We start from the raw sequence: 14,767 nt of genomic DNA, 5'->3' as shown, positions 1-14,767 counted from the left end.
TTGTGGTTCAATTAAATTATGTTTAATTTCATCAACAAATAATCAAATTTCGGTGGTGGGAAATAATCAGCCTTGCTGGTGACGCCGAAAAAAACTAAAGATCACGGGACCATAATTTGGCGGGAGAGTGATCGGAAGGAGGCATGCCAATGAAACGGCTATACATGCTTTTAATCGTATGCTTATTTGTGACGGAGATGTCGGCGATAAATACTTTGATCGCCAGAATACCATTGCAACCCTGGGTACCGGAACGCGCTGCGTACATGAAGGATGTAACTTTGGTGGTGGAGCCAAGGGGTGCATTCACAGAGCAATCGTTATACATTTACTATACAGACAACGGACTGTTCGGTAACAACAATGTTGAGATTGTTCACCGGTTCGAATTGCCACAAGGTGCGATAATGAAAGATCTCTGGATGTGGATGGGTAACAATGTGATGCAAGCGCTGCACATTGATACCTGGAGAGCCAGGAAACTTTACGACAGCATTATCCACATTCCGACGAACCCTGATCCGGGTTATCTGACAAAGATTGGAGAGCAGTATGAGCTCCACATCTTTCCTCTAAGGTCGGGTACAACCCGAAAAGTTAAAATCTCATATCTCGTACCACTTCAATACGCTCAAAACAAAAACATAGCCGAACTTCCTTACGGTCTTTTGAGAGCTAATTCCCTGGTTAATCTTCCTTTGCATATACTGTTCAGGAGGACACATGCGGATACTCCTTTGCCATCGATATATGAAGCGCCGGGGTCGACTTTTGTCCCGAAGGCGGATACGATGGGGTTCAGCTATTTCTATACCTACCTGGGGAATGTGGCGAGTTACCAGTCGCTCAAAATGACTTATGATTTCCCGTTCAATTTCGGGACATATTTCAGTTCGGAGAAAAAGAAACCCGGCGAGAATTATTTTGAACTGGGTCTTTCGCTGGGTACCATATTTAATGTGGATACTTCCCGAACGCCGCAGAGGCTGATGTACGCTTTTGATGTGAGTGGTGATTTCAGCAAAAATCTATCGACTCAGGCGACAAATTTGCGGAAACTGATAACAGGCAGTATCAGGGATGGAGATTCGGCAAGGATCTTTATGGCAGGAGGGAACAACATTGTCGAGATAACCGACGGATGGACCCCCTATTCCGTTATAGCCGGGTGGAATCTTCAAAACATGTTCACAAACTATTTGAACAGCGGACCCGGAATTGCGGCTCAACAGGTGAAGAAACGGAAAATTCTCTGGCTGGACAATGACGCAAGATGGACGATGGATTTCCACGGTATCAGCACTCTGGCAAATTACAAGGCTGTTAACGAATTTGGAACTGGTATTGACCAGATCACATCCAGCGACCTGGTAATGGCATACCTGCCTGTGGGAAGATTCAAACATCAGGATACGATTGCGAGATACAAAGATACGCTCAATTTGATGCTCAGTCGTGGTGGCAGATTCCTTTCCTACACATCAAAATCGACCGTGATGCAGGATTCCCTTCTCAAGAACTATTTCACCAATTTGAGAGTGGATACAACCATTACGAAGTTCAATACATGGTTCAGAAATGAAAACGGTAATCTCGGGATGGGATTCCCCTTCTCGCTGGAGAGGAAGACCACTCATGTGTTGAATCACAACGATGGTAGTGTGAAAGTTGAGTTGAAAAATTCGATGGACAAAATTGCCGTCCTCTCGAAAAAGGTGTTAAGCGGACTGTATGTTGTCTCGGGAATTTACGGATATGATGATGACCTCAGTCTGAAATCGCTGGTCAATCCGCCAATGATGGGAATGAATGTAACAAACGGTACTTTGATGCTCCCTGACTTTCTGGATTTCATCACGAACTTCAATGTTCAGGAACACCCTTCGAAGATAATAATTGCCAGCAATTCCGACAAGTATTACACAGAAGAAGAGATCGCTCAGAAGGTGAATCAGTTCAATGTTATGCTTGGTGAGAAAAAACCAATGATAAGTACTGTAAACCTGCTCGACGGCGAACCATTCGTAATTCCGCCTGTCACCTACAACAACCTGAAGACATACTACGGAAGTGGTTTGCTTCTTTCAAGGATAGCTGAAAAGAGGGGCGGACTGCACTTCGAAAAAGCGATTTATGACTGGGATTTCATTTCGTCGGGTCTGGCAACATCGATGCCTGCACTTGATACCCTGGTTATTAATGCTTCTGCACAGTCGGGTGGTTTGATTTCCGAATTCCGTGAGATAAGGAAAAACCTTAAAAACTACTGGGCACCCCTGTTCTTCATCGGGAAATATCAGAACACGAACACCGTAACAATAGATGTGAAAGCCAAATTCTCCGGAAATGACACACTTTTCACAAAGCAGTACCCATTTACGGTGCAGTTTGATACAATAAGCAGCAGAACAATAATGCCAAGCATCCTGACAAACGAGAAGATAAACGAGATGCTTGTTAATGCCGCATATGATACAGCTTTGATCGTTGACATGGCGTTTAGTGACAGGGTGCTTTGCGACTATACGGCTTTCCTTGTTCTTGAGCCGAATGACACTGTTCATTATCTCATAAATCCTTGGGATGAGAGCAAACTCACAGGTATTCAGAGTGAAGAGGAAGTTGTCGATTCGCTTATGCTCGATATCTGGCCCAACCCCTTCAATTCGATGTCGCTGATCAAACTCAGTCTGCCTGAACTCTCGAGCGTAACACTCAGCATATACGATATCACCGGTCAGTTGGTCAGGGATATCGCAATAAATGAGGAAGTGAAGGGAGCGAAGAGGTATAACTGGAACGGAAAGGACAACTTTAATACCACTCTCGCCAGTGGTGTTTATCTTGTTCACGCACGGATCAAAAATCTTGGTTCGGGCAAAACAGAATTCCTGTCGAAGAAGGTTATCTACCTCCGTTAGACTAAACCTTTATATTTTACGAACCCGGGAAGCGAAAACTCTCCCGGGTTTTTTTGTTTAAATTCCTTCCCGTGCACCACTTCACACTTGAGAAAAACCACTCCGAGCCCCAAATTTGCATTAAAAAAAGCGAAATATGGGCAACTACTATTCACACAACGAAATAACAGAACTTCACCTCGAATCACTCAATTACTTTGAGGAGGCATGGAAACGGGGGCGGAGGAATGAGCGGTATAAACAGGGGATTCACTGGACATCTGAAGAGCTTGACGCAATAAAAAGTGCGAACAGGCATCCATACTCAATCTCCCTTATGAATCACAAAATCAACAATATCATTTCAACACAGAGGCAGTCGAGGAATTCGATAAAGGTCACCTCGGCTGAGGAAAATTCCACCGGTGCAGAGATCGCCACGGCAATATTGAAAGACAAAGAGAGGAGCGAGGACCTTCTGCAACTTGAGAGCGATGTGTTTGATTCCGGTCTTTCGGTCTGTTTTGGGGCGGTGGAAATTGTTCCTGTCTCTCCGGGTGGCGAGATCAGGGTGTCTGCAAAAAAGAGGGATTATCTCGATGTGTTTTGGGACAGCAGTGCGAAGAGTTACAATCTTGATGATGCCCTGTTTATTGCCACAGGTGAGACATTCAGCAGGGAAAGTGTCGAACGAAAATACGGGAGGGTTTCCTCTTCAGGCGATCCTCTTTTTACCCATTCGTTCTACAGAAGTGACAGCGGAAACCTTTTCAGAGGAGGGAAGGATACAGTCAGGCTCATCAACCATTATTGCAGGTCATCGGTGAGGGAGTTTGCCCTCCTTTTCAATGACTGGAGGGATTATCACCGGCTTCCGGGGGGAGTTTATGCCGGGAAGTTTTCGTCACGGGAGAAGGCGGGCAACCGGCTGAGAGAACTCCACATCCCCTATCTGGAGAATGATCAGGAGGTTCCAATACATGAGATCATGCCTGTGGAAGGGGTACAGATTACAAAGTATGTTATGACCGGCGGGGAAATACTCGACATTTTCGATCTTCCGCTGAACAGAATTCCTGTTTCAATCTACAGACCCTTCCATTTTGAGAACAAATTCTGGACTCTTGCCGATCTTTTGGTGGAACCGCAGATATTCCTTGACAGGGTCTTTATGCAAATCGATTACAGCTTTGGCAGGGATGTGAAGAATGTATATCAGGGGAATGTTCATGCACTGGCGGAATCGGAGACTCCCGAAACGGCACTAAGGAAAGCGGAGAAGACGGGGGGAATCATCTGGACAAGAACGGGTGAAGAGGTCTTCCGTCCGTTGAAGGTTTCGGGAGTTAATCCGCAATATTTTCAGATAGCTGCAGTGATGCAGGGATTTATTGAGGATCTTGCCGGTGGCAGAAGTTTTCACGGACTTGCTGACTACAGCAACGAGAGTGGCAAGGCGATTATAGCCAAACAGAAGCAGGGACTGCTTGCTGCGGGGCTGGTTCTCGATAATCTAAGAAGATGGAAATGTGATCTTGGGGAAAAGCTGCTCGAGGGGACACTGGAGTATGAGGGAGACTCCGCGGTGGAAGCGGCACTTCGGCAAATGAGGCGGGAGGAGATACAGGGGGAAAACCTCCCGTCTGCCGAAGAGTTAAAAATAATGGATTATGAAATTACGGTTACAGAAGCACCCTTGAGCAGTGATGAGAAGGCGGAAAAACTTGATCAGCTCATCTCGCTCAATAATGTCTTCCCGGGTTCGGTTCCCATTGATGTGGTGCTGAACTACATGAATCTGGAAACAGGTGACAAAGAAAAGATCATCAACAATTATACAAGTAAACAACCTACAGAGGAGAAAAGAAATGAACAGTGAAGAAAAGAAGGAAATGGAACAGGGAACCGGAGCTGAAATGGTTCCTGAGGCAACTGAAGTTAATGAGCCAAAAACTGAAACCGCCGTTGAGGCAGTACCCGTTGATTCCCCGCAGGCAACAGGGCTTGACGATGAGGCTTTTGTAAAACTGAAAACGGAACTGATGGATGAGATCAGAAAATATTTTGAGCCTCTTCTTAAAAATGAAGTTGTGGCGTCGTTCCCCGTGTCATCGAATGAGTCTGAAGAGAGTGATGATGAAGATGAACCCGTTCCGGAACAGGAGGAGGAATCATTGATCGCAAAGCTGTTGCAGGAAACGAGGCGGTAGAGTGAATGAGGATTTCTTCGTTAATCTTATAAAAGGATTTTCGGGAGGATTGGGACTGGGAGCAGCAAACCATGAAAAATTCCAACTCCGCAGAAAAAATGAGGAGGAGGTTTCCGATATACTACGGCTGTTTGGTGAGCTGGCTGGCGGAGAAAAAGGTGTTCCTTCTTCGGAGGGGGCACCACTTCCCCAAAAGGAGGCTCTGCTCTCACTTCTATCTCCGGGTGTTTTTTCCCTCTACAAAAAATACAGGGAGGGGAAGAAAAAAACAATCAAATATGATGAACCATGGTTATACTGGCAGAATGGATCGGGAGAGAGGGACTGGCTGGGTGACGGTTCGGGAGGTAAAATCAAAAATTCCTTCTACAAGCCGAAAGTAGTTGACCGCTTCAATGAGTGGAAGGAGGGAAGACAGAGGCGGGTCTATCTTTATGAAGACGGGAAACGGGAGTACCATGATCTTGAGTCACGCCCCGAAAAAGGGGGCGGCAAGACGGAGATTGGCGATCCTGTGGAGTTCGAGAAAAAACTGATTCAGAGCTACAAACAGGGGAAAATAACCCTGAAAGACTACGAACTGCTGAAAAAAAGAAACAGGGAAAGGATGGCTGCCGGGTCTTTTGATCAGCCATAAACGGGAAAGAACTTTGCAGACGGTATAAATATGGGTAACTTTGCATCTGAAAATCTTAAAATTTCGAGGAGAAAAATGAGAACTAAAGTTATCGCCGGTAACTGGAAGATGAACAACGACCTTAATGGTACCATTGAACTTATTTCGGGTATAAAAGCTGAACTGGCAAATAAAAATATCGATGCAAAGCTTATCGTTTGTCCCCCCTTCACTTCACTTGAGACAGCGAGAGAGCTGTTAAAAGGAAGCAGCGTAGGACTCGGAGCCCAGAACATGTATTTTGAGGAGAGCGGAGCATACACAGGTGAGATTTCAGCTTCGATGTTGAAATCTGTCGGTGTCGAATTTGTAATTCTTGGACATTCCGAAAGGAGAACCATTTTTGGCGAGTCTGATGAAACCATCAACAAAAAAGTGAAAAAAGCACTCGCATCAGGGTTAAAACCGATATTCTGCATCGGAGAGACACTTGAAGAGAGAGAAACAGGAGTAACTTTTGATGTCATAAAAAGACAGGTCGAAAAAGGTCTTGCGGGAGTCTCACTATCCGAAATGTCGGATGTAATTATTGCCTATGAACCTGTTTGGGCTATCGGAACCGGGAAAGTTGCTTCGCCCGCTCAGGCACAGGAAGTGCATGCATTCATCAGAGGTGAACTCGTTAAACATTTTGGAAGTGAAACCGCAGAAAAAACCATAATTCAGTATGGCGGAAGTGTGAAACCCGATAATGCAAGGGAGCTGCTCGGTCAGCCTGACATAGATGGAGCTTTGGTGGGTGGTGCCTGTCTTAAAGCAGATTCTTTTGTTGGAATAGCACTCTAAAAAAACAGTGTTCGATTTGTAAAGGGCTTCCCTTAAAAAGGGTCGCCCTTTTTTTAATTTAAATAATTCTCTGCTACTGTTCCCACCAGTAAACCACTTTCAGGCTGCTGCTGACCGCACCGGTTCCGGCACCGGTTCCGGCATTCACTGCATTTCTGATGGCTTCACTCGAATAAAGTATATCCCCCGAACCATTACCGATGCAATTACCCGCAGAAGGTAAAGGTGACATGCTTATTACAGCACCGATTATGGTATTATGAATATGAATTATGTCGTCGGCGATGAGCACACCTTTGAAGGTACCGCTGTTTACATTTTTCATTTCAGCGTTTAATGCTGTATTATGAACGACAAGAATTCCTGTCCCGTCAATGTTGGCGGGAGTCCATGAGCCGCCCGAGGGGAGTTCCACATAGGTTACACCTCTAAGAGGGTAAGTCAAAGAAGCCGGGTTTGTGACATACTGGCTGCCACCGGCACCACTCATTGCCACGGCTTTCAGAGTGCCTTCAGGATAACCGTTTGCAGGTCCGCCCATGATGCTGTCAGGCGATGCAGGATATCCACCCGGATAGGTCTGAAGTGTGGCTATGGTATTCAGATTAGCAGGTTTTGAGGGGGCGTAATCCACACCCGTTTTGGTTCCGCCAATTGTCGATGCTCCACTCTGATTCAGTGTGGAAGTCGTCCAGACACCCAGAGTTCCTGAATTTGCCACAACAGAGCCTGCAAGATCATGATCTCTCCCGTCTACAGTAAGATTACCAAGAGTCTGGATTGAATTGTTTGCGGAGATTGCACCTTTAATAGCAGGTGGCAGCATTCCGGCAGAAGTGGCATTCCTGTTGACATAACAAATGGCGGTATAGCTTTTTTGTGAGGAAGTGCCATAACTTGTAAAAGCAAAGGCTTCTATTTTAATGAGATTCATTGCGAGGGCGGTAGTATCTTTCAGTCTTACAGACACCTTTCCTCTCATTACATTCATCAGTGGAAAACCTGTCCGCCAGGCGGTGTCCACGGTAATTTTTCTTAAAGCCATTTGTACCCCTGCTTCAGCTATATTCTTCACCTGATTATTGTCGTAAGTGTTTACAGAAGCGGCAGCAAGGTCGCTGCCCCGTTCGTAAATATTACCCACAGTAATCCCTGCCAGGGCGATCATTCCTGCTAGTAGAATAATTATGGCTTTTCCGGGCATAGACCTTCTCTATCTCGTGCTTAAATTTGAATTATTAAATAGATCGATTAAAAGTGGAAATATAGAATCAAAAATTAATGAAAATTAATCACTCGAACCAGTACAAAATCTGTTGATTAACAGAAAGGGCATTGATCGAGTTGGTTAAATTAACGAGGTTAACAGCATTCATGATTGCCTGTCGCGAGAAGAGGATGCTTCCCGTTCCGTTGCCGATACAATCACCACTTTGGGGGTCGTGTGAGATGGCAATTAGAGCCCCGATTATATTCGTGTGGATTCTCACTATTTCATCCGCCATAAAAACACCCGCAAAAACACCTGAATTAATGTTGGTTATAGTTGCGTTCACGGATGAATTGTGGATTACAAGAATTCCTGTTCCATCCACATTCGCAGAGTTCCAGGAGCTGCCCGACGGGAGTTCCACATAAGTTACCCCTCTGAGAGGATAGGTGAGGTTCACAGGGTTTGTAACATACTGGCTGCCACCAAGTCCTGCGAGGGCAATCGATTTCAGGGTTCCTTCGGGATATCCGTTTGTCGGTCCTCCCAGCAGACTGTCAGGAGAGCGGGGGTAACCGCCGGGGTATGTCTGATTGTAGGCGACAATCGATGCATTTGCCGGTTTGGAGGGGGAGTAATCTGTACCACCTGAATTGGTGCCTCCGATGGTTGAAGAACCGCTTTGATAGAGACCGCCTGTAGTCCAGATGCCAAGACTTCCCGTTCCGGAGAGGAGTGCCCCACTGATTGTATGGTCTCTTCCGTCCACATTCATGTCACCGAGTGTGGTGATAGTGCTGTTGGTGGTTGCTGCTCCTTTAATTGAAGGAGGGAAGATGGTGAGTCTTTTAAACCTGTTGAAGTAACATGTTGCAGTCCATGATTTGAAATCATCAGTGCCTCCCATAGTTGCTATGGAAACCACTTTGACAACGGAAGTGGTATCGAAGATGGTATCTTTAAGTCTGACATTGATAGTGCCGCCGAAGAGCTTCAGGTTCTGGTAGCCGGTTCTCCAGGCGGTGTCCTTGATCATTTGCCTGACTGCCATCTGTGCACCTGCTTCGGCAATGTTTTTAACCTGCATGTTGCCGTAGGAATCAGTAGTTGACTGATTCATTTTTCTGCCTGAATCGAAAATATTCATGTAAGTGATCCCGGCGATGCTGAGAATTCCAGCGAGTAAAATTATTAAAGCTTTCCCGGGCATGGTTTACCTCAGATTTCTTGGTTTGTAAAGTTTTTCCCAGTTGGAATACGAATACTGGTTGTCATATTTCACTGAGCTCATTGTTGAAACTGTAACCTTGAATGATCTTATTTTAGATTTGAAGGAAGTTTCCACTCCCAAACTGTCGTAATATCTGAATCTCAAACTCGTTATACCCCAGTTATTTAAAACCGCGGTATTGTTGTTTACCTTCCTGTAGAGCGGCATGTCACTCGGGTTTTCGGTGGCAGTAAGTTCTGATGTGGTACCGAGGTAATAGGTAATTGAATCGACCGTGCCGTTGTTATCAAAATCGGTTCTGAAGCTCATGTATGTTGGTTCTGAAACCCTGATTTTTATCGAGTCAGTAACTCTGTACCCCATGTTTTTGAAGTCGTACTGAAACACCTCGGTAAGGGCAACCATATTCTGCTGGGTATTTGTGTTCATATACTGTTGCGATGCCGTAGTGGAGAGGTTGTTGTTAACGGTCATCAACATCAGGGTTATAAAAGCTGAGATCAGAGTTGCACCGATCAGGTCTAACATCGCAGTCATATCAGTAGATAAAGAGATATTCCAGAACGACTGTGTTCGAAAGATAAGGACTGCTTACGGTGACAGTCATTTTCTTGGCAAAGGTTCTGACGGTTTTAGTGGAATCGGGCCAGGTCTCGCTTACATATCCAATTCTCGAAGAAATTGAAAACCTGTCTGCGCGGGGTGTGCTGACCATTCTTGTGTAGTTATTATAATCGTCGAAGTCGTCGAATGTGGTAAGGCTTCTGAAATTTCCCGTCCAGGAAGAATCGGGAGTTGTATAGGTCTCGCCTGTCTCCCTTCCGAGAGAGGCAGGGTCGGTCAGATTTCCAATGGCATTCAGAGTACCGGCAACTGCGGCTTCATCAAATTTTTTCCCTTTCGCCTCATCAATCAGGGACTGCCCCAACCCGATGGCTGAGATATAGAATTCATTCGAGACGGCAATATCAGACTGATTCAGAATGATACTGTTCGTGGAGAGGAGAAATATTCCAAAAAGGACGAGACCACCAAGGGTGATCATTGTATTGGGAGCCACTGTGCAACAACTTGTTTAGTTGAAAAATAAAACTTTACCGCATTTCAATGTAATAACTTAAGAGGAATAAATCAAGTGATACAAGACACTAATCGAGGTAAAAGCTGAGGTCAGACAAAGATTTCCATAGTGTGCAGAAATTCTTCTTTTGAAATCCCTTTGTTGCCGGCTTCAACGAGCTGGATGTAGAATGTTTTGAGCTTGATGGCGGGGATTCCGAAGAGGAAACTTATTTTGGAAATGATGGCAACTTCTTCAACGGTTACCTTGCCGTCAGCGAGCATCAGGTAGAGGAGGTCATAGATCAGCGAAAGTTTTTCCCTTTTTCGCTCCGGGATAACGACATGCAGGAAATCTGAAGGGGATTGAATTATTTCTGCGGTCTCTTCAGGCAGGAATCCGAGTTTTGTACCAATTTCAATAATCAGTTTTGATTCAGTTTCATGAATTTCCAAATCACCTGCTGCAAGATAGACCATCAAAGAGAGTTTATTTAACCGTTCCTGCAGGTTTGCAGCAATCCCGTCCTGATGAACCGGCGGGACTGTCTTGCCGCCGTGCGTTGGCGGATTGTTCTTTTTGTTCAGTTTATCCAAAATGTGAAGGCTGCAGAGATGGTGAGGGAAACAACAATTATTCCAACGGTGATAATTTTTGCTCTGAGGGGCATTTTCCCTCCACTGTGATAATAGTGGATATATTTCCCTACGAACCGGTTGTGGAGGATAAGATTGTGGAATTTCTCCGAACTTCTCGCAAAAAATATCGATGCAAGAATCAGGAAGATTGTGCCGGGCATCAGGGGGATGATAAAACCGATGATTCCGAGTACCATAAACGAAAAACCGAGCCCGAAGAGGAGGTATCTTTTTATGCGGTTGTCTTCAATGTTTATTCTGCTCATTAACTCTCTTTTTATTTGAATAAATCCACAGGTTAATTAAAAAGTTCCTTTTAATGAAGAGAATCTCTCTCGTCCGACCATTGTTTTATTGAGTCTGAAAGGCCGGAGATGTCGAGTATCTGCTGAACCTGGGGGGAGATATTAATAATTGAAACCATGTCCATGAAATGTACGCCGACTTCGGGGCTTTTTGCCATTGCAGCTCTGAAAAGGAGCAGAAATGCTCTGATACCGGCGGAGGAGACATAGTCAACCTTGTCGAGGTCTATAACGACAGGGGCTCTGTAGTCACGAATGAAGGGTTCCACGGTATTTCTGAATTCTTCAACAGCAACAGCGTTTAGTGAACCGTCGCAAAGGATGAAGAACTTGTTATCTTCGGCATTTATTGTAAAGTACATTAAAAATCTCCGGAAAGAGTTAAATTGAAAGTGACAATATATGAAGTTTCGTTTTTTTAATAAACGAAAAGTTTTAATTGTCATGGATTCAGAATGGAAGCACCCGTGACGGGAAACAATCTGAACTTTCATTCAGTAAAACCATCATTAAATTTTCAATCAGATTCGAGGAAGAAAAATGAAACGAACGATTAAACTTATCACACCGCTTCTTCTGTTGCTGTTGTTCGCAGGATGCGGTTCAATCGTAAAGCTCTCTGACAGTGGTGTACTCTACAGCAATGCCTGGAAGCTGGTAAAGATCAACGGGCAGGTTGCAGTGAAACCGGCAAACTCCGGCGATGTTACTTTGGCGGTTGTTGCAGGAGTAAACAGTTTTGGCGGCAATTCAAGCTGTAACCAGTATTTTGGAAATGTAACTGTATCGGGTGACAAAATAACATTTGGTGATCTCGGTTCCACAAAGATGGCATGTGACGACATGAATCTGGAGATCAACTATTTTCAGGCGCTGAAGAAGGTTGACAGGTTTTCCGTGACGGGTGAGACATTGTTCCTCTATTCCGGTGGTCAGGTCGTGCTTGAATATCAGGCAACCAAATTAAAGTAGCCAAGCAAAATAAATGACTTTATTTCGGTCAAAAAATAAGTTACATTAAAAGTTAGTTTTTTTATTTTTTCCGGAAAAATTCATTTCATGCTAGAACCATTTGTAATCAAAACAGAAAATCTTGATCTTGTCAACTCAAAAGCCCGTCATATCGAGCTGTTAAAAGAGGACGAGTCTCTTTTTGAGAAGGAATTTGGCTTAAAAGTAGAGAAGGGATACCTTGAGTTCCCTGAGGCACTCGAGTTCATCTACAGTTTACTGGCACACGGACCGGGATTTGGCGAGTGGGGTTTCTACCTTTTTATACACAGAAAAGACAAGGCACTGATAGGTGCGGGCGGATTTAAAGGAAAGCCGAACAACGGCGTTGTTGAAATCGGATATGGTACCGCTGAAAAGTACCGCAACAGAGGTTATGCGACCGAAGCTGCGAGGGCTTTTCTTCATTTTTCGTTTAAGGACAGCTCGATTATAAAAGTTATCGCTCATACGAGACCTGAAGTGAATGCGTCGAACCATATACTGAACAAACTCCGTATGGTAAGGACTGATGATTATGTAGATCCAGTTGACGGGCTTGTCTGGAGATATGAAATGACACGAAGCATGTATTTCCAGATGAAGAGAGCCGGGGATCTTTAGTCATTTTGTAATCCTGATTTTTAAGGCTGTCTCATTACGGGCAGCCTTTCTTTTTTCTGTTGCATCAATCAATTAACAAACACAATGGACCTCTTGAACTACTACGAACTTGAGAAGAAATACCGGCTGGCTCAGAAATATTATGATCAGAGCAAGTATAACGAGGCATATACAATTGCGGGAGAGATCAGAAATGAGATAATGCAGGGTCTCGACAAAGTGAAACTCTCGCGCAACATCGCAAAGGGTGCCGGCTGGCTGGCTGCATTTCTCACGGGCGGATTTGGTGCCGAGGACCTTCTGATCGTTCCTGCAATTAATAAGGTGGTTCTCTCACTTTTTGGGGTCAATCTTGATGGACTGATGGACCTCCTCGGGCGGGCTACCTACATGAAACTGATATGCAGTACCCTGGAGCCGGGAATAATGGCGAGGGTTCCTCAAAAAGATATGCTCAGGGATTTTCTTATTCTCTACAAGCTCAGTAATTCAAGGCAGGATGACAGTTGGTTGAAGAGTGTTTTTCGCCTGATTAATCCATTTGCGGATGAAGGACTGAACGGAAACGAGCACCATTACGACATCCCCAAACTGCTTCACGAGTTGTATCTGGAGGCAAGCAAACTCTCGATGGAGACCGAGCCGTATGGTGACCTGCTCCTGATTTATCTTCACGCTTTCGGATACAGGACACAGAATCTCTACCATTTTCTCCTGATCGGAAGGGAGCACCTTGTAAGGGATTTTGACAATGCGAGTGCGTCAGGTTCGAGCCGTTATTCCCGTGGCGGTTCAGGCGGAAGCAGCTACACATCCTCAACGGGAACCGGTGGAAAATACATTGATCCGATGGATAAATACTACGGCGACATCCTCGGGTTGAATGGCGACTACAGCAAGGAAAACATCAAGAAAAAATACAGGGAACGGATGAAGGAGAGCCACCCCGACTCGAAAGCGGGTTCGAATGCACAGGAGGGGAAACGGGCTGAAGAGGCATCCAAACGGATAAACTCAGCCTATGCCTATTTCAAAAAGAGATACAATTTCAAGTAAAATAATTGTCTTTATAGTACCTTTTCACATCGGTTTCAGACTCCTCTTCTTCCTCCCATGAATATTTTTTAGGGGGGTCATATTTTCTGAAGAGCATGGCTGAAATCATGCCTGCAATTCCACCCGAGAGATGTCCTTCCCACGAAATTCCCGAATCGACGGGGAGAAGTCCCATCGAAAGAGAACCTCCATAAACAAACACCACGAGTAGAGCGAGGGCTATCGAACGGATATCCCTTCTTACCACACCGCTGAAAAAGAGAAATGATGCCAGTCCGTAAACCAGAGTGGATGCACCGATGTGAATCGCCGGTCTGCCGATGACCCAAAGGATTATTCCGCCGAGCACATACATCAGAGGTATCGCTTTTCGGGAGCCAACGGGATAAAAGAAAAGTACAAGAAAGCCCAAAACGAACAACGGTGGTGTGTTCGACATCAGGTGTTTGAAGTCGCCGTGAATGAGGGGTGAGAGAAATATTCCCAGGATATGGTCGGTATCTCTCGGGGCAATACCGAGCCACGAGAGAGACATCCCGGTGAACCATTCGGTCAGTTTGATGATCCAGAGTATCGCAATGAAAAGAGAGGGGATTGTAACAGCATAGCTGATCCGGTCCCAGATGACCTGAAGATTCAGAATATCTCCTTCTACTGAAGAATTAACAAAAAGCGGTTAAACGGAACAGGAATGAAACAATTCCGTTTTAAATGTTCCGGAAAATTCGAGAACAATTTTGCAATATAAAATATTTTGAGTAATTTTGCGGTGCACCTTTAGCTCAGTTGGTAGAGCATATGACTCTTAATCATCAGGTCGCGGGTTCGAGTCCCGCAAGGTGCACCAGGAAAGCTCTCAATGTTATTGGGGGCTTTTTTTGTTAAGGGAGGAGGAATGAACTATGATCTATGAGTTGTTGCATTTGAGCCCTTGTGGCGACATGTGGGTAGGGGACGCGGATACACGCAGATTAGACGGATTTACGCGGATGGGGTTGATGGGAAAAAACCGATAGCCCGGGGATTTATCCCCGGGAATAATTCGGGTTAGACAGAAAATGGAATCCCTACAATTTTTTCA

16 protein-coding genes and 1 tRNA gene are annotated in these 14,767 nt (G+C 45.0%); 9 read left to right on the top strand and 8 right to left on the bottom strand.

Annotation, left to right across the window (positions count from 1 at the left end; genetic code table 11):
* The first annotated feature begins 149 nt into the window (after positions 1–149).
* From LCH52_10320 to tpiA, 5 genes are all read left to right on the top strand, one after another.
* On the top strand, positions 150–2,921 hold the full coding sequence (locus LCH52_10320; protein MCA0388877.1) for a T9SS type A sorting domain-containing protein: 2,772 nt from the start codon (positions 150–152) through the stop codon (positions 2,919–2,921).
* A 136-nt stretch (positions 2,922–3,057) separates the two neighbouring features.
* Positions 3,058–4,779: a hypothetical protein gene (locus LCH52_10315; GenBank protein MCA0388876.1), complete on the top strand. Its 1,722-nt coding sequence runs from the start codon at positions 3,058–3,060 to the stop codon at positions 4,777–4,779.
* Entirely contained in the window at positions 4,769–5,110 is a 342-nt protein-coding gene (locus LCH52_10310; GenBank protein MCA0388875.1) for a hypothetical protein, read from the top strand. The genes LCH52_10315 and LCH52_10310 overlap by 11 nt, the downstream gene beginning before the upstream one ends.
* A gap of 1 nt (position 5,111) precedes the next feature.
* The gene (locus LCH52_10305; GenBank protein MCA0388874.1) at positions 5,112–5,747 is read left to right on the top strand and encodes a hypothetical protein; all 636 of its coding nucleotides are present in this window, start codon (positions 5,112–5,114) and stop codon (positions 5,745–5,747) included.
* 75 nt (positions 5,748–5,822) lie between these two features.
* The gene (gene tpiA, locus LCH52_10300) at positions 5,823–6,572 is read left to right on the top strand and encodes a triose-phosphate isomerase (GenBank protein ID MCA0388873.1); all 750 of its coding nucleotides are present in this window, start codon (positions 5,823–5,825) and stop codon (positions 6,570–6,572) included.
* 73 nt (positions 6,573–6,645) lie between these two features.
* Here the strand turns inward: tpiA and LCH52_10295 are convergent, their stop codons facing one another.
* From LCH52_10295 to LCH52_10265, 7 genes are all read right to left on the bottom strand, one after another.
* Positions 6,646–7,776 carry a hypothetical protein gene (locus LCH52_10295; GenBank protein ID MCA0388872.1) on the bottom strand — a complete coding sequence of 377 codons (1,131 nt, stop codon included), beginning with the start codon at positions 7,774–7,776 and terminating at the stop codon, positions 6,646–6,648.
* Between the two features lie 88 nt (positions 7,777–7,864).
* Positions 7,865–8,992, bottom strand: coding sequence for a hypothetical protein (locus LCH52_10290; GenBank protein MCA0388871.1), 1,128 nt, complete (start codon positions 8,990–8,992; stop codon positions 7,865–7,867).
* A gap of 3 nt (positions 8,993–8,995) precedes the next feature.
* Positions 8,996–9,541 (bottom strand): hypothetical protein, encoded by a 546-nt coding sequence (locus tag LCH52_10285; GenBank protein MCA0388870.1) that lies wholly within the window; start codon positions 9,539–9,541, stop codon positions 8,996–8,998.
* Between the two features lie 10 nt (positions 9,542–9,551).
* Positions 9,552–10,073 (bottom strand): hypothetical protein, encoded by a 522-nt coding sequence (locus tag LCH52_10280; GenBank protein MCA0388869.1) that lies wholly within the window; start codon positions 10,071–10,073, stop codon positions 9,552–9,554.
* Between the two features lie 110 nt (positions 10,074–10,183).
* On the bottom strand, positions 10,184–10,669 hold the full coding sequence (locus LCH52_10275; protein MCA0388868.1) for a TerB family tellurite resistance protein: 486 nt from the start codon (positions 10,667–10,669) through the stop codon (positions 10,184–10,186).
* Positions 10,657–10,977, bottom strand: coding sequence for a YbaN family protein (locus LCH52_10270; GenBank protein ID MCA0388867.1), 321 nt, complete (start codon positions 10,975–10,977; stop codon positions 10,657–10,659). Before LCH52_10270 ends, LCH52_10275 begins: the two co-directional genes overlap by 13 nt.
* Before the next feature lie 50 nt (positions 10,978–11,027).
* Positions 11,028–11,378, bottom strand: coding sequence for an STAS domain-containing protein (locus LCH52_10265; protein MCA0388866.1), 351 nt, complete (start codon positions 11,376–11,378; stop codon positions 11,028–11,030).
* A 178-nt stretch (positions 11,379–11,556) separates the two neighbouring features.
* Between LCH52_10265 and LCH52_10260 the strand changes: the two genes are divergently transcribed.
* From LCH52_10260 to LCH52_10250, 3 genes are all read left to right on the top strand, one after another.
* Positions 11,557–11,988: an META domain-containing protein gene (locus LCH52_10260; GenBank protein MCA0388865.1), complete on the top strand. Its 432-nt coding sequence runs from the start codon at positions 11,557–11,559 to the stop codon at positions 11,986–11,988.
* Positions 11,989–12,075: 87 nt separating this feature from the next.
* Complete coding sequence (locus LCH52_10255) at positions 12,076–12,630, top strand: GNAT family N-acetyltransferase (protein ID MCA0388864.1); 555 nt, start codon at positions 12,076–12,078, stop codon at positions 12,628–12,630.
* 84 nt (positions 12,631–12,714) lie between these two features.
* A complete protein-coding gene (locus LCH52_10250; GenBank protein ID MCA0388863.1) occupies positions 12,715–13,686 on the top strand; it encodes a J domain-containing protein in 972 nt (323 codons plus the stop codon).
* Here the strand turns inward: LCH52_10250 and LCH52_10245 are convergent.
* Positions 13,679–14,221 carry a rhomboid family intramembrane serine protease gene (locus LCH52_10245; GenBank protein MCA0388862.1) on the bottom strand — a complete coding sequence of 181 codons (543 nt, stop codon included), beginning with the start codon at positions 14,219–14,221 and terminating at the stop codon, positions 13,679–13,681. The genes LCH52_10250 and LCH52_10245 overlap by 8 nt on opposite strands.
* 236 nt (positions 14,222–14,457) lie before the next feature.
* Between LCH52_10245 and LCH52_10240 the strand changes: the two genes are divergently transcribed.
* Positions 14,458–14,533: transfer RNA gene (locus tag LCH52_10240), tRNA-Lys, on the top strand.
* The last annotated feature ends 234 nt before the right edge of the window (positions 14,534–14,767 follow it).

It is taken from the genome of Bacteroidota bacterium (assembly GCA_020161395.1).
Lineage (GTDB): Bacteria > Bacteroidota > Ignavibacteria > Ignavibacteriales > Ignavibacteriaceae > UTCHB3.
Note: the sequence above shows the minus strand (reverse complement) of the source record. Positions and strands in the feature narration are given on the sequence as shown.